This is a genomic window from Methylosinus sp., from assembly GCF_036560965.1.
Taxonomy (GTDB): domain Bacteria; phylum Pseudomonadota; class Alphaproteobacteria; order Rhizobiales; family Beijerinckiaceae; genus Methylosinus.
This window is the reverse complement of sequence record NZ_DATBQF010000034.1, coordinates 1-14,870: the sequence shown is the minus strand read 5'-3', so window position 1 is coordinate 14,870 and position 14,870 is coordinate 1. Positions and strand designations below refer to the sequence as shown.

The 14,870-nt window shown below is 62.4% G+C and carries 13 protein-coding genes and 2 pseudogenes; 14 read left to right on the top strand and 1 reads right to left on the bottom strand.

Annotated elements, in window-relative coordinates; translation table 11 throughout:
- The 8 genes and pseudogenes from VIF40_RS10425 to VIF40_RS10395 form a co-directional block, all read left to right on the top strand.
- Nucleotides 1-948: RHE_PE00001 family protein (locus tag VIF40_RS10425; protein ID WP_331937451.1), on the top strand; the 948-nt coding region annotated here is incomplete at its 5' end.
- 440 nt (nt 949-1,388) lie between these two features.
- Nucleotides 1,389-1,823, top strand: a complete 435-nt coding sequence (locus VIF40_RS10420; RefSeq protein ID WP_331937450.1) for a hypothetical protein — start codon at nt 1,389-1,391, stop codon at nt 1,821-1,823.
- Nucleotides 1,820-2,242, top strand: coding sequence for a putative Ig domain-containing protein (locus VIF40_RS10415; RefSeq protein WP_331937449.1), 423 nt, complete (start codon nt 1,820-1,822; stop codon nt 2,240-2,242). The genes VIF40_RS10420 and VIF40_RS10415 overlap by 4 nt, the downstream gene beginning before the upstream one ends.
- An 86-nt stretch (nt 2,243-2,328) precedes the next feature.
- On the top strand, nt 2,329-3,375 hold the full coding sequence (locus VIF40_RS10410; RefSeq protein ID WP_331937448.1) for a hypothetical protein: 1,047 nt from the start codon (nt 2,329-2,331) through the stop codon (nt 3,373-3,375).
- Nucleotides 3,372-3,599 (top strand): hypothetical protein, encoded by a 228-nt coding sequence (locus VIF40_RS10405; RefSeq protein ID WP_331937447.1) that lies wholly within the window; start codon nt 3,372-3,374, stop codon nt 3,597-3,599. The genes VIF40_RS10410 and VIF40_RS10405 overlap by 4 nt, the downstream gene beginning before the upstream one ends.
- Nucleotides 3,589-3,867, top strand: a pseudogene (locus VIF40_RS10400) (integrase core domain-containing protein); the annotation flags it as partial. The gene VIF40_RS10405 and the pseudogene VIF40_RS10400, both read left to right, overlap by 11 nt.
- Nucleotides 3,868-4,013: 146 nt before the next feature.
- A complete protein-coding gene (locus VIF40_RS21460) occupies nt 4,014-4,346 on the top strand; it encodes a substrate-binding domain-containing protein (RefSeq protein ID WP_414684782.1) in 333 nt (110 codons plus the stop codon).
- Nucleotides 4,270-4,821: a substrate-binding domain-containing protein gene (locus VIF40_RS10395; RefSeq protein ID WP_414684783.1), complete on the top strand. Its 552-nt coding sequence runs from the start codon at nt 4,270-4,272 to the stop codon at nt 4,819-4,821. The genes VIF40_RS21460 and VIF40_RS10395 overlap by 77 nt, the downstream gene beginning before the upstream one ends.
- 247 nt (nt 4,822-5,068) lie before the next feature.
- On the opposite strand, the gene VIF40_RS10390 is transcribed toward VIF40_RS10395, so the two are convergent.
- Entirely contained in the window at nt 5,069-7,276 is a 2,208-nt protein-coding gene (locus tag VIF40_RS10390; RefSeq protein WP_331937444.1) for a tetratricopeptide repeat protein, read from the bottom strand.
- A gap of 421 nt (nt 7,277-7,697) precedes the next feature.
- Here VIF40_RS10390 and VIF40_RS10385 point away from each other — a divergent pair, with 421 nt between their 5' ends.
- The 6 genes and pseudogenes from VIF40_RS10385 to VIF40_RS10360 all read left to right on the top strand — a co-directional run.
- Entirely contained in the window at nt 7,698-8,549 is an 852-nt protein-coding gene (locus tag VIF40_RS10385) for a molybdate ABC transporter substrate-binding protein (RefSeq protein WP_331937443.1), read from the top strand.
- Nucleotides 8,550-8,606: 57 nt separating this feature from the next.
- The gene (locus tag VIF40_RS10380) at nt 8,607-9,488 is read left to right on the top strand and encodes a substrate-binding domain-containing protein (protein WP_331937442.1); all 882 of its coding nucleotides are present in this window, start codon (nt 8,607-8,609) and stop codon (nt 9,486-9,488) included.
- 649 nt (nt 9,489-10,137) lie between these two features.
- Entirely contained in the window at nt 10,138-13,386 is a 3,249-nt protein-coding gene (locus VIF40_RS10375) for a filamentous hemagglutinin N-terminal domain-containing protein (protein WP_331937441.1), read from the top strand.
- On the top strand, nt 13,386-13,571 hold the full coding sequence (locus VIF40_RS10370; protein ID WP_331937440.1) for a hypothetical protein: 186 nt from the start codon (nt 13,386-13,388) through the stop codon (nt 13,569-13,571). Before VIF40_RS10375 ends, VIF40_RS10370 begins: the two co-directional genes overlap by 1 nt.
- Before the next feature lie 190 nt (nt 13,572-13,761).
- A pseudogene (locus VIF40_RS10365) lies at nt 13,762-14,292 on the top strand (IS6 family transposase); the annotation flags it as partial.
- A 75-nt stretch (nt 14,293-14,367) separates the two neighbouring features.
- Nucleotides 14,368-14,870: IS6 family transposase (locus VIF40_RS10360; protein ID WP_331937452.1), on the top strand; the 503-nt coding region annotated here is incomplete at its 3' end.

Sequence of the window (14,870 nt, the reverse complement as noted above, 5' to 3'; positions counted from 1 at the left end):
GCCGGCGAATTCGTGCAGATCGAAGACCTCGTGCTTCATGACGCCGGAATGGATGTGCGCACGCCGACGCACGAACTCGTTCGGGCCCACGCCGTTCTGCTCACGCGCCGTCGCATAGCCGATCGCGAGCCGGCGTGGGCGCTGACGACCGATGGCCTCGCCAATCTGCGTGGCGCAGGAAGACTACACGGCGCGGTGTGCGAGCCAACTTCTGGTTCGCACACCGTGGAAGAAGGGGCGGATGAGGAGCTGGATGATGAGGACGGCGAGACGATCCGTACCGGAGAATTCGCCGAAATCGATGAATTGCTGGCGCGAACGTCACGCGTGATAGAGCGAACCGAGCCGGCGTCGCTGAAGCGGGACGATTCTGGTTTGGTTTACGATGAAGATTGGGACGAGGAGGCCCGCCTCGCCGAATGGCGCGAGCGTCTGGGTCGAACTCAGAACCTTCCGCCCTTGATGGCCGCAAGCGTCGCGCTCGATGGTTGGGAGGAGATCGAGCCGTTGCAGCGCAGCGCTTGGCTCGGCCCTTTGCTCGCCGCGGCCTTGCTACGTTCCCGCGGAAAGACCCGGCATTATCTCACAGCGCTGCATTCGGGATTTCGACACGCTAAATATCGCCGAGCTGGGCGCGATGATCTTGAAGCTCGATTGGTCGCTTTCGCGTGTGCGCTCGAAACGATGGCGAAGGCGGACTCGAAGGAACTCGACAGATTAGCGCTTGCGCGCGAGCTCCTGCTTAGAAAGTGTAAAGACCGAAGAGCAAATTCGAGGATGTCGCAACTCGTCGATTTGTGTCTCGCTTCGCCGGTCGTCAACGTCCCTTTTGCCGCCAAGCAACTCCGGATCTCACAACAAGCCGCGACGACGATGATGGGCGAACTCTCGTCGAATCTTCGCGAGTTGACCGGACGCGGGCGATACAGGGCCTGGGCTGTCATCTGAACGATGGAGCGCGTTAGTCGTTCGCGCCGATGGCGAAATCAGAGCTGGCAGACGCCGGCGACGGCGTGTTGCGCTCAAATGTTATTCGGCGTGGAGTCTCGATGCCGTTCGGCGTCATAGGTCATTGCAATTTCGTTCTTGCGAGGGGTCAGCGAAGGCGCGGTCGTCGACATGCTGCAGGCCTCGCGCGACGCCTTCGCGATCCGCGCGCGGCTGCTCGCGGGACCCGTGCTGCAATCGGATGAGACCGGCCTGCGCGTCGGCTAGGCCAATTGGTATCTGCGGGTGTTCCATCACGCGGACATTGCCGGCTTCGTCGCAAAGCCCACGCGGGCGCAGACCGTCCTCAGCGATTTTCTCGGCGACGTGAGGCCCGACTATTGGGTCCGGTCGTGGTCCCGCGGCAGGTCGGCGACGCCGAACGGCGGGCTCACCTACAAATGAAGCCGGACGCCTATGGCCGCTATGTCGTTCAGCTGATCGTGTCCGACGGCGTGCTCGACAGCCGGCCGCGCACGTTCCTCATCGAGGTGACGGCGCAGAAGTTGGTCGCGGCGATCGCCGCCAAATCGCCGGTTCTCGTCGGCCAGACGGCGAGCTTCGACGGCTCGACTTCCGTCGATCCGGACGGCAATCCGCTCGCTTTCGCCTGGACGCTGAAGAGCGCGCCGGGAGGCAGCCGCGCCGCGGTGACCGACGCCGCCTCCTCCGTGGCGCATCTCGTTCCCGATCTCGTCTCCGATCCCTATAACGCCTCGGCTCCGGCGACCGCGACGATCGTCGCGCAGGGCGGTTTTACCTTCACGCCGGTGCCGGCGCAGAGCGTCGCGTTTCCTTCACCGTCGCCGCGACCGATTCCAGCGGCAAGCCGGTGAGCTACGCCTATTCCGGCGCTCTGCCTGCCGGGGCGAGCTTCGATACGACGACCGGGGCGTTCAAGTTTCGGCCACACAGCAATAATCCATCCGGCTATTCCTTCACCTTCCAGGCGACGAACGGCAAGGATGTGATCACGCTGACCGTTCCCGTGACGGTCACGGGAACACCGGTCGGAACGACAGCGAATTTCATGGCCAATGTCTATGACGCCGTAAATTACCCGAATGGGGTGTCGACCCCGGTCGTCGGCGCGGCCGTCTCGATCGGCTCGATCAGCGCGACCAGCGATGCGACCGGCGCAGTCAGTCTCTCGGGTCTGCCGGCCGGGCAGGGGACGCTCGTCGTGGCCGCCGGCGGAGCCACACCTGCGCCCGACGGCTCGCCCTATCTCGCACGGTCCTCCCGGCGCCGCTGATCGCCGGCGTCGTCAACACGCTCGACGGCCCGATCCTGCTGGCCCGGGCATCAGGCGGAGGCAGTGTCGGCGGCTCCGGCGCGACGATGATCACCAATTCGGCGCTCGGCGTGACGCTGACCATCGCGCCCAATTCAGCCTTTGCCGCCGACGGGACGCCCTATACGGGGCAAGTGTCCATCGGCTCGCTGCCGGCGGGCACGCCGATCGGCCTGCCCGCCGGCTTCGCGCCCTGCCAGCTGCTGGTCGTCTCGCCAACGGGCGTCACCTTCAATCCTCCCGCGCAGCTCGCCAGCGCCCGCGTCGTCGGCATCGGGCAAGTCTCGTCGGACGGCGCGTGCATCTCCACCCTCATCGGCGGCGTCCCGGGCGGCACGGCGCTCGCCATGACGCCTCGCCACGCCGGAATGGTCGAACGCAAGACGCAGCCCGCCGACATATTCAATCCCAGCGCGCTCGGCGGCGGCGATCTCGCGACGAGCTTCTCGCCGCCGGGAATGCGCGAGCTCGGCGCCGCGCGCGGCCTTACTTTCGTCTACCACTCGACGACCGCCAACGCCCGTCCGATCGTCGACGCCGCGGCGCAGTTCGGGGCTGGGCTCGGCCTACCGCAGACGCTGACGAGCCGGCTCACGCTCGCCAATGTCGCGCAGCAATCGGCCTCGATGACCAATCTGTCCACGCCGGTCGCGGGCGCCGGCCCGCCCGACCCGGGCCGCGACAATGGCGTCATACAGGCGGGCGTCGCCGATGCGACCAATCTCGTCTCGGGCGCTTATCGCTATTCGCTGCTCACCATCGGAAAATTCACCTGCTCGGCGGTCGGCGCTCAGGCGACGGGGACTCTCGTCGTCAATAATCAGGCGAAGAGCCCATTCGGCGCCGGTTGGCAGCTCGCCGAGCTGCAGAAGCTCGAAAAGCAGGCCGACGGCTCGCTCGCCATCGTCGAGGGCAATGGCCGCACGCTGATCGCGCATCCAGAGCAGGCTCCGGATTTTCTGCCGGACCCGGTCTATGTCCGCGTCAGCGGACCTTTCCTCGGCGCGACGGCCGGCAATTCGTCAAGAGCGCTTCGCCGATCATCGGCGACGCCGGCTCGCGAAACGCCGACGGCACGCTCAACGTCGATGTGACGGATGTTGCCGCCGGAGATGTGACCAGTGACGGCAATGTCGACGTCGCCTATGTCAATTCGCGGCACAATCTCGCGAAGATTCTCGTCGGCGGGTCGGGCGGCTCCTTCTTGCTCGTGCCGCTCGCCGTCGAATCCAACGGCGCTGGCGGCGCCATTGTGACGGGCGACTTCATCGGGGACGGCGGCGGCCATCTCATGATGAGCGAAAATCACCGGCCATGACTTCACGAGCGTGCTGCTCGATGCGAAAATCGCCATCAGCCTGGACGGCAAGGGCGTCTGGCGCGACAATGTGTTCGTCGAGAGGCTGTGGCGAAGCGTCAAATATGAGGAGGTGTATCTGCGCGCCTATGACAGCGTGTCCGAGGCGCGCGCGTCGATCGCCAAATATCTGGCCTTTTACAATGAGCGGCGCCCGCATTCGAGCCTCGACTCCCGCACGCCGGACGAGGCTCATTTCGGTTGTAGCGAGGCCGTGATGGCCGCATGATCGTCGCCGCGATTTTGCCGCGCCTCTGGTCGGGCTACGCCCTCCCGACGCCGCGACAAAATCGCGAAAGCCCCGCGTTCGGCAAACCTCGGCAGTGATCCACCTTATTTCCGCGGGGCGCTGTCCAAATAAGCGAGGCCAGCTCTGTGTTCCGCGGAGGAGGCGCCGGGCGAAACGCTGCTTCACATTCATACCGCGGGCACCTGACCGGCGCGCTTCGCGCCATCGTCGCCCGCTACCGACAAGAGACCGGCGAGAAGATCGATATGGTTTTCGGCCCTTCTGGCCTACTGCGCGAGGGCATAGAAAAGGGCAGTGACGCCGATCTTTTCCTCTCGGCGGATCGGCCGCATCCAAAGCGTCTCGCCGAGGGAAGGAAGGGCGACGGCGCCAGTCGTTTTCATCCGCAACACGCTCTGCGCCACAGCGCGCGCCGATCATCCGCTGACGACCGACAAGTTTCTCGAGCACATGCTTGATCCCGCGACCAGGATCGGCACGTCGACGCCAAAAGCGGACCCGGGCGGGGATTACGCTCTGGCTCTGTTCGCCAATGCCGAAGCCGTGCAAAAAGGCGCAGAGCAAATTCTCCGCGAGAAAGCGCGAGCGCTCGTGGGTGGAGCCCCTCCGGCGCCGCCCGCTGCGCAGTCGAATCGGCAAGGCGCGCAAAGCGCCGGCGGACCGACGAAGAAATTCCTGATCGATGGAACCGTCGATCCCTTCATTGGCTATTGCAGCCGACGCGAGACGCATCCGGATCCGGAACTCGTCAGCGTGCCGGTTCCAGAGGCTCTGGCGGTGCGCGCCGATTACGCCTTGGCGTTGCTACGCGACAAATCGCCCGAGCGGCAAGCCGCAGCCGCCCGCTTCGCTCTCTATCTGATGACGCCGCACGCGCAGGCGATCTTCGCCGATTACAATTTCATTCCCATCGTTGCGTCATCAGCTCACTGAGCGAACGTGGCCCTAGTGCGCTGACGCCGACTATAGGATCCACAATAGCGTCGCGGCGCATAGGCTCGCCCTCTCCAAAAAGGCCGAACTAAACCCTCGAAAATCTACATTCCCCCACGATATTGCATGTCTCCATCGTGATCGGGCGCGACGCGCGCGGGGCTGCGGCGATGATCGCAAAGCCCAGTCCCGCGCAGCCGTCCAATGTCAGCGCGATGATGGATGACGAACGGATGCTGCTTCGAGATCAGCGGAGGCCGGCCATACGCTCGAGACGCAAATCGCACCAGTCTCGCCAGAGCCGCCTCACAGCCTCGTCGAGATTGCGCCCGAAGCGCTCGGCGTCGTTGAGCGGCGAGGCGGCAACCCTCTCGCGCAATCCGGCGCGAAGCGCGGCGAGCTCTTCGGGCCGGCGCGCCCAGCTCACGGCGAGTTCGATATATTCTTCGAGCGAGTGCGCGCAGAATGCGCGGAGCCCCGCCGCAGTCAGATGCGTCGCGGAGTGGCGTCCGGCAAAAGTGTCGCCGACGAGCGTGACTGTCGGCACGCCCATCCACATAGCTTCGAGAGTCGTGACGCCGCCGGAATAGGGAAATGGATCGAGCGCCAGATCGACCTCTTCGGAATAGGCTCGCAAAAGCGCGCTCTGCTCGTGATCTCCCAAGAGTTGAAGACGGTCGCGCTGTACGCCGCCTCTTTCCAGCATCGTATAGACGGCCTCGGCCGTCGCCGCCTCGCCGAGACCGCCATAGACGAGCAGAATGCGCGAATTGGGGACACTCTCCAATATTCGCGCCCACACTTCGCCGAGCTGCGCATTGAGCTTGGCCGGGCGATTGAAGCAGCCGAAGGTGAAGCTCTCGTACGAGAAATAGGGCAGGAGCCCGACCTCCGGCGCCTCGCGCGGCGGCTCATAGCAAACATAGCAGTCCGGCAGACGCACAACGGGCTCGATATAAGACTCGTCATGCTCGGCGGGGACCTCGACCGGATCAGCGATCAGCCCGTCATAAGTGTCGAGCCCGATCGTTCCGACATAGCCGGCCCAGCTCAATTGCACCGGCGCGGCTCGCCGCGCGAAGAGCCCCAGTCGATTGCCCATCGTATGGCCGGAAAGGTCGAAGAGAACGTCGATTTTCTGCTCCTCGACGAGGGCCGCGAAGGCGGCGTCGTCGAGATCGGACACATCGCGCCAGAAACTCGCGAAAGCCTTGTAGCGGTCGCTGTATTCGTCGTCCTTGAACTTGCGGTCGGTCTTGTAGCAATAGACGGAATGGCCGATCGCGGCGAGGCGCTCGAAGGCGCGCAGGGTGAGGAAGGTTACGGCGTGCTTGCGCATGTCGCCGGAGACGATGCCGATCCTCAGCTTGCGCATCGTCGGCTCATTGGTGAAATTCGCCCGCTTCTTGGGAGCTGCTGTGCGAAAGATCGCGCCCCATTTCGTGTGTTCCTCGCGCAATGCAGCCCGCGTGACGCCCGGCTCGTGCTGCAGGGCGAAAAGCAGCGTGCCGGCGACAAAAGCGTCGGTCGGCTTCAGCTGTGAGGCGCGCCGATAGCACGCGACCGCCTCGCTGACGCGCCCCTGTCCGAGAAAGCCGAAGCCGCGCGCGACATGAGCTTCAGCGAGCATGGGGTCGAGCGCGAGCGCGCGATCGACGAAGCTCATGCCGAGTTCATAGCGGCGGTTGGCGATGAGGAATTGACCGAAGATCGATTGCGGCAGCGCGATATCCGGCGCAATACGAGCCGCCATCTCGAAAAGCTGGCCCGCTTCGAGATCTCGAGCAGCGCGATTGAAATAGCTGCCAGCCGCGAGCATGCCCTCGTGATTCTTCCCCTCGATCGCGGCGGCCGCATGGAGATCGACGGCGGACTGCTCCTCGTCGCCGCCGGTGGCGTGCGCGAGACCGCGCACGCGATAGGCGTTGGCATAGGTCGGATCGATTTCGATCGCGCGGTCCAGCGCTTCGATCGCCTCGGCGCAGCGCTTGTCGGTCAGCAGCGCGAGTCCGAGATTATATTCGGCGTAGGGCATGTCCCGCCTGTGGCGTGTGACCGTCTGAAGGCAGAGGATCGCATCTGCGAGGCGCCCCGAGCGCGCGAGGCAGACGCCGAGCTCGGCGAGGGCTGGGCCGTCGCCCGGCAATATTGCGAGCTCACGTTTGTAGGCTTCTATCGCCAGGGGAATTCGACCGAGCCGCGACAGCGCGCCGCCGAGCGCAAAATTGAAATCCGGCTGATCAGGCGCGTCGCGCACGGCCGCGTCGAATTCGCGCGCCGCCTCTTCCCAGCGTTCGGCTTTGGCGAACTCGAGCCCTTTCACATGATGCTTTCGGGCTCGCTTCACGAGGCCGATCGGCGTGGCGACGGTCGCGAAAGGAAGGCGGGGCCTCAGGCGCTTGGGCTCGGTGAGCCTGGGATGACAGGTCCCCGCGCCGCCCGATCTCTTCGACATGGGGGCAATCTCAAAAAGTGATTTCAACGATCGACAATGTAATCGCGGCCTCGGGCCACGTCAAATAGTTGAACCATATTGCGATCGGAGATCGCCAAAATCAGGCACGTCGCCGACATGCCAAATATTGTGCATTTGCGCGCATATGCATCGAATTGCTGATTAAAGTTTGCACTTACAGAATAAATTTTGGTCATTGCTTAGGGGTGAAGACTCGTCATATAGTTACGTTACACATGCGTATGCGCGTGTCGGTTGCGTCCTGGTCGCGTCGGCCCCGTCGCAGCAAAGGAGCCATGGAGAGCGGGTGCGCTCTATCCTTGGCTTTTATCCCGACGATCCAAGTTCTTTGCGGTGAGACCGAACGAAATTTCGTCTCGAATATTTGACAAAAAGAGGAAAATCCATGTTGAAGGATAGAATGAAGACACTGGCCGCCGGCCTGTCGATGGCGCTCGCGCTTACCTGCGTCGACGCGCAGGCGGCGACCGTCAACATCAAAGTCGCCGTCGCGTCGAGCTTCGGCAAAGCTGCGAATGATTTGGCGGCCGCCTTCCAGGCCTATTACGCGACCTTCGGCCTCACCTATACGGTGTCGCTGACGATCGCATCCGCGCAGTCGCTCGAGAGCAGCATCATCAGCGCCGGCGCGAGCACGCCCTATGATCTGCTCTTGTCCTCGAGCAAGAAAGAGCCGAAAGATCTCGTAGACAATTATCCTAGCCTTATCGTCGGAACGCCTTTCAAATACGCCAAGGACTTTTTGGCGCTCTATTCGAAGTCCGTCGACATTCATTCCGGCCTTCCCTATCCGCTGACGACGAATTTCCTGATCCCCGATCCGACGACAGACGTCTATGGAGAGGCGGCGGCGGAAGTTCTTTCATCGGCTCCCTGGTATATCAATTCCGCGACGATCCCGACCGGCTATGTGTTCACCGCGCCGACGGTCGGCTCGGCTTTCACCGGCGTCGATCGCGGCTATTACTCTTATGGTTTTGTCGCCAAGTCTCAAATCTGCAGTCTGGCGTCCGACGGAACCCAGACCTATCCGCCTGGAAGCTACCATCACATCTACAAACCCAATGACGTCGACCATCCGTCGGACAAATTGATTCTGAAAGGAATCAAGATCGCCCATTCCCGCACGGCCGATCAGGAAACCGAGCTCTCCAACTTCATAGCCTTTCTGACCGGCGTCGCCGATTCCAATGGCAACACGACCGCAATCGGCACGGGCGTGATCGAGGGCCATTGCTTCAAGTCGTTCTGACGCGACGCGGCGCGCGCCGCTCGCCCCTGTCCCAATCGAACTTCCAAGAGGAATATCATGTTTGATCTGACGCGAAAGACGCTCGCACTCGGCGTGTCGGCGACCTGCCTGCTGCTTCACACATCCGAGGTCCGCGCCGAGACGATCTCGATCGGTGTCGCCGCCAATTTCGCCGCGACGATACAGGACATTGCCGACGCATATTTCTGGTACCATGGCGGCGGAGTGAGCTTTTCCATCACCTCCGATTCGACCGGCAATCTGCGATCGGCCATATTGGCGGGCGGCACGACGAGCGGTCCTTACGACTTGTTCCTGTCGGCGGATACGGCTGCGCCGGCCGCGGTGTCGACATTGGGAATGGTCTATAGCGGCGTCACGCAGTCGCCCTTCTTCTATGCCAATGGGTCGGTCGTTTTCGGCTCGGCGACGACCAGCGTCTCGGGCGGCGTTCCCAATCCGATCTCGCCCGCTCTCGTCATCGCCGATCCGTCCAAGGCTCCCTATGGATTTGCGGCGATGACCATTCTGAACCAGGCGCCGTGGAGCCTCGGACTCTCGACGACGAGCTCCTATCCGGTGTCGAACGTCTACACATCGGCGAATATCGGAACCACTTACGCCGCGGTGAGCGCGGCCACCTATGCCTATGGCTTCGTGGCAAAATCTGCGGTCTGCCGAAATTATGGCTCCGGCGAGACGGTCTATACTGGCCAGAATGTGACGAATGTCTACGAATATAAATACGATGGCTCTGCGGGCCTCGGCCATGCCGGGACGACCGCGCAGACCTATCCGCAGATCGTGCAGAACGGCATAGCGCTCCAGCGTTCCGCGCAAACGCCCACGACGCAGGCGCTGGTCATCGACTTCATCAACTATTTGCTCACCAGCTCGGATGGAATCTCCTACCGAACCTTCTATTGTTACGGAACCTGACGTTCTCGAAGAGCGCTCTTCGACGGCGACGCAAATCCAGTCGGCGGCCATATGGCCGCCGATCTGTCCCGACGGATTGCGTCCATTCTCGATTTCATCGATCTCCGATAGCGCCTGGCAAGAATTCCCGAGCGCATCGTCTGAGCTTCCCGACAGAGGAGAGCATAATGCGCGGCGGCGAATATACGCCCGCGAGCGAATGCTTGTTCGCGCGGCGAGCGACAGAAAAATCACGTATACGTTACCGCCCGCGCGGCAGAATGCATCAATTTTGTGAACAAAATTTGTTCGAAACGCATTGCTTTTGATGTCGTTGAAGCGTGAGCGACGCTATATACATCATGATTATAACGCGGTCGTTCGAAGGAGTTCGGCCGCGGATCACGGGGGTTTTCCGACGCTGTCCTCGTGCGGATAGCGTCAAAACTTTGATCGAACGCGTAAATTCATAAAGGCGATCTCGCGGGAGCGCTGCGATGCGCGAGTGCGCCACAAATGTCGGGACGACGCCGACCCGAGGAACAGGATCGTCATGCAATCGAGCCGCCATCACCGTCATCGAGTCCGTGCGCCGCACGGGCCGGAAGCGTCGCGCGCGCCTGCGCCTCTTCGCCGGGACTTGTGCGCTCTGCGCGGCGCATTTTCGACAATGTCGGCGATAGCGGCGGCGCTCGCTGCGCCTGGCCTCGCGCTCGCCAATCCGACCGGGGGCATCGTCGTCGATGGGGCGGCGGCGATCTCCGCGGCGGGCAGCGTCACCAATGTCGCGCAATCCACCAATCGCGCCATCATCAATTGGCAGAGCTTCTCCATCGGCCTCGGCGAGACGGTGAATTTCTACCAGCCCTCTCCGCTCGCCGTCACGCTCAACCGAGTCGTCGGAAACGAGCAGAGCGTCATCGCAGGCGCGCTCAACGCCAATGGCCGCGTTTTCCTGGTGAATTCCGCCGGCATACTGCTCACCAAGGACGCGCAGGTCAATGTCGGCGGCCTCGTCGCGTCCACGCTCGACATCACCAACGCCAATTTCATAAGCGGGAACCATGTGTTCTCTGGATCGTCCAGCGCGACTGTTGTCAATCAGGGCCATATAAAGGCGAGCGATGGCGGCTATGTCGCTCTGCTCGGCAAGACAGTGTCCAACGAAGGAACCATCACGGCGAAGCTCGGCGCGGTCGCTCTCGCCTCGGGCGAGCAGATCACGCTCAATTTCGGCGGCGATTCGCTTCTCGACGTCACGGTCGACAAAGGGACGCTGAATGCGCTCGTCGAGAACAAGGGCGCGATCAAGGCCAATGGCGGCGCGGTCGTGCTGACGGCGAAGGCGGCGGACGATCTTCTATCGGCGCAGGTCAATAATAGCGGCGTCATCAGGGCGCGCAGCATCGCCGATCTCACCGGCGGCTCATCCTCCCAAGGAACGGTGAAGGTCGGCAGGATCAAGCTGCTGGCCTCCGGCGGAACGGTAAATGTGTCTGGCAGGCTCGACGCCTCCGCGCCGAAGGGCGGCCGAGGCGGGACGATCGACACCTCCGGCAACCGGGTCACGATCGCCGACAAAGCCGTCATCACGACGAAATCCGCAACCGGCGAGAATGGAAGCTGGATCATCGATCCCGATGGATTCGCCATTGCGGCGACGGGCGGCGACATCACCGGCTCGACGCTGTCGAGCCAGCTCGCCTCCAATAATGTGACGATAGTGTCGACCTCGGGAAGCGGCGCCGGGGGCGACATCGACGTGAACGATGTGGTGAGCTGGGCGGCCAATACGACGCTGACGCTGAACGCCACCAACGCCATCAACGTCAACGCCGTTCTGACGGGGAGCGGCGCGAGTTCCGGCCTCACGCTGAAGGCGGGGAGCAGCGTCAATGTCAATGCGCCGTCGTCGCTGCAAGTGGCCTCGCTCACGGCGACGGCGGGCGGCGATGTGAGCGTCAATGCGCCGCAGCTCTGGACCAATGCCGGCGCGTGGACCTTCGCGGGCAAGAACATCAACGTCAACGACACGATCGGCTGGTCGGCGGGCGTGCTGACGCTGAACGCTGCGAGCTTTATCAATCTCAATGCGGTGATGACGGCGAGCAATACGGGGAGTCTCGTCGCGATCTATAATCCCAACATCGACACGACCGTGGCGAGCGGGGTGGCGGCCGCGAGCTATGGAACGCCGCTCGGCGGCTTCAATCCGCTCTTCGACAGCGCGACGGGAACATATCTCGGCCGCATCGACTTCGTGAGCAACACGGCGGCCAATCCGCTGACGATCAACGGCAACAAATACAAGCTCATCACCAGCGTGAGCCAGCTCGACCTGCTGGACACGATCGACGCGACCAAAACCGCCAATGCGAGTTCCATCAGCGGCTTTTACGCGCTCGCCGCCAATCTCGACGCGTGTGGCGCGGTCAGCGCGACATGCGCCAGCGCGGTCACCTATAATTATAGTCTGCTCGGCATTGGCTCCGGCGCAATCCTGGACGGCCTCGGGCACAATATCGCCAATGTCACGATCACAGGCGATACTCCGCAAGGATTTATCAACGCGAATTCCGGAACCATACAAAACCTCAGCCTGACCAATCTGAGCGAGACTGCCAAAAACGGGACGATCGGCGGCATCGTCGCGACCAACGCCAGCAGAATGTTCAACGTCTCCGTGAGCGGAACGTTGAATGTCCCGAATGCGACGGCGACGCCGACGAGCGGCTGGACCATAGCCAGTCCCGTCGGAGGCTTGGTCGGCCTGAACGGCGGCATCATCTATGGCGCTCATTCCAATGTGAACATTACCGCGTTCAACGCCACCAATGTCGGCGGCCTGGTCGGACGAAACTTCGGCAGGGATGCGACCCATACGACCGGCATTATCCTCAATTCGACATCCTCCGGAAATGTCACGGTGACGGAGGCCAATTCGAACATCGTCTTCATCGGCGCGATCGGAGGCTTTGTCGGCGATGTGTTCGGCGGGTCGGTCTATAATTCGTCGTCTTCCGGCACGGTGTCTGTGTCCACGCAAGACACGAATTTCGCAATCCTCGCCGGCGTGGGCGCATTCGCCGGCAATATAGAGTTCAATCGCACAGGCTCGATCGTCGGCAATTCGTTCACGACAGGCAATGTCAACGTCATTGGCGGAAGCGTCCACAATGTCGGCGGCTTCGCTGGCATTGTGACGAACAGCGCCGTCAGCGGCTCCTCGTCCTTCGGCTCGATCACGACTCCGACGACGCAGACGACGAATGTGCCCAATAATATCGACACGGTCGGCGGCTTCGCGGGAGGCGTCTTCGGCAGCAGGCTGACAGGCAACAGCTTCAGCGCCGCGCTTGATCGCAGCGTGGTCGGCGGCGGCTCCTCCACCGGCATCACGAGCGCCACGGCGACCGAGCCGACCGCCGGGCAGGGGGCGTCGCCTTCGAATGCGGCGCAAGCCGCTGCGGCGCGCGCCTCAGCGACAAGCTTGACGCTAGCGGCGACGGCGCAGCAGCAGGCGGTGGCCACAGTGACGCGCGCAGTGGCGCAGCGCGCCGCAGAGACGCGGCTCGCCGCATCGACCGCGGGCAATGTCGTCGCCAATAATTCACAGCTTTTCGCGTCTGCGGCGGCGCGTTCCGCATCGGCGACAGCGGCCGGCAGGCGCGCCGCGCAAGCGCTCGCGGCTCCGACGCTCGACGATGTGGTGACGGGGGAGGAGCCCGCGCAGACGCAACTTCCGGCCCCTCGCGCGGTCGTGCGTCATGCTTCGGCGGCTCCATCGCATCACAAGGCGCATCCGGCCACGAGCGGCGCCGGCTTCGGGGCGCGCATTCGCAGCATCGACGTCGACGGCCACCATTTCGATCTCGGCAATAGCGGCCGGAACTCGGCTCCCGCGCCGAAGGCCAAATAATGATTTTCTGGATCAGAAAGGTTGATCCTCAAATGAAGATCCGTGTTCTTCTTCGCTCCTGCTCGGCCGCGCAGATCCTTCTCCTCGCCGCGCCGCAGGCCATCGCGCAGAGCGCGCCGACGCGCCGCGACCACGAGTCCATGATGGGCGAGCAACAAGGCCCGCTTCGTCCCGAGCGCCGATGAAATAAGCCGTCCTTCCTCGTTTCCGACTGGAACGCCAGGCCATTCGCGAAGAAAACCGAAGTCATCGTAGAGGAGACACGCATCCATATGAGAGACTTTTAGTGGTCGTTCCAACATGGGCTCTGGTGCAAACGGCGGGAGGCGGGCATACTTGCTCGATACGAAGAGCGATATTGGCCGGGTGAGTGCGATGTTGAGCGTCGACGATCTTTTCCAGGGCCGCCATTTCGATCGTGAGATCAACACACTCTGCGTGCGTTGGTACCTGCGATACAAGCTCAGCTTTCGAGACCTCGTGGAAATGATGGCCGAACGCGGCTTGTCTTTGGCCCATACGACCATTATGCGCTGGGTTCAGCGCTATATTCTAGAGTTCGAAAAGCGGTGGAACCACTTCGCGCGCCAAGCCGGCGGATCGTGGCGCGTCGACGAGACCTACGTCAAGATCAAAGGCCGCTGGGTCTATCTCTACCGCGCCGTCGACAAGGCAGGAAAAACGGTGGACTTCTTGGTGTGCGCGAAGCGAGATGTCGCCGCGGCCAAAGCGTTTTTTCGTCGTGCGTTCGCGAGCCACGGGCGCCTGCCGCGCAAAATTACGCTCGACGGATATCAGGCGTCGCATCGTGCTGCGCGCGAACTTCTTGCACAGCGTCGAGGCGGCGCACGGACACGAATTCGATCTTCGAAATACCTGAATAATCTCATTGAGCAGGATCACCGAGGTTCTGTCGCGAATTTTTTATCGCGGGTCGGTTGGGGCTATGATCGGCGGGCGTGGGGCAGGCGGAATAGCGCGATGATTGATTTCAAGGGCAGACATTTTGAACGCGACGTGATCCTGTGCGGCGTCCGCTGGTATGTCGCGTATCCGATGAGCTATCGTCAGCTCGAGGAAATGATGGAAGAGCGAGGCGTCGAAGTCGACCACTCCACGCTCAACCGCTGGGTCGTCAAGTATGCGCCTTTGCTGGAGAAACAGTTCCGTGCTCGCAAGCGCGCGATCGGATCCAGCGGGCGTCTCGATGAGACCTACGTGAAGGTCAAAGGCCGCTGGAAATATCTCTATCGGGCCGTCGACAAGGCAGGCGCGACAGTCGATTTTCTGTTGACTGCCAAGAGGGATCGCAAAGCCGCGTTGTGTTTCCTGCGTAAGGCGATCGGGCAGCATGGCAAGCCGGAGAAGATCACGATCGACAAGAGCGGCGCCAACACGGCAGCGATCGAAAGCTACAATGCGGAGCATGAAGCGGACATCGAAATCCGCCGCATCAAATATCTCAATAATATCGTCGAACAGGA

What these genes read in the sequence shown, in the direction of transcription:
- VIF40_RS10370 (WP_331937440.1), top strand. Translation starts at nt 13,386, where the DNA reads ATGATTTTCTGGATCAGAAAGGTTGATCCTCAAATGAAGATCCGTGTT.
- VIF40_RS10385 (WP_331937443.1), top strand. Translation starts at nt 7,698, where the DNA reads ATGAAGACACTGGCCGCCGGCCTGTCGATGGCGCTCGCGCTTACCTGC.
- VIF40_RS10375 (WP_331937441.1), top strand. Translation starts at nt 10,138, where the DNA reads ATGTCGGCGATAGCGGCGGCGCTCGCTGCGCCTGGCCTCGCGCTCGCC.
- VIF40_RS10390 (WP_331937444.1), bottom strand. Translation starts at nt 7,276, where the DNA reads ATGTCGAAGAGATCGGGCGGCGCGGGGACCTGTCATCCCAGGCTCACC.
- VIF40_RS10380 (WP_331937442.1), top strand. Translation starts at nt 8,607, where the DNA reads ATGTTTGATCTGACGCGAAAGACGCTCGCACTCGGCGTGTCGGCGACC.
- VIF40_RS10410 (WP_331937448.1), top strand. Translation starts at nt 2,329, where the DNA reads ATGATCACCAATTCGGCGCTCGGCGTGACGCTGACCATCGCGCCCAAT.
- VIF40_RS10420 (WP_331937450.1), top strand. Translation starts at nt 1,389, where the DNA reads ATGAAGCCGGACGCCTATGGCCGCTATGTCGTTCAGCTGATCGTGTCC.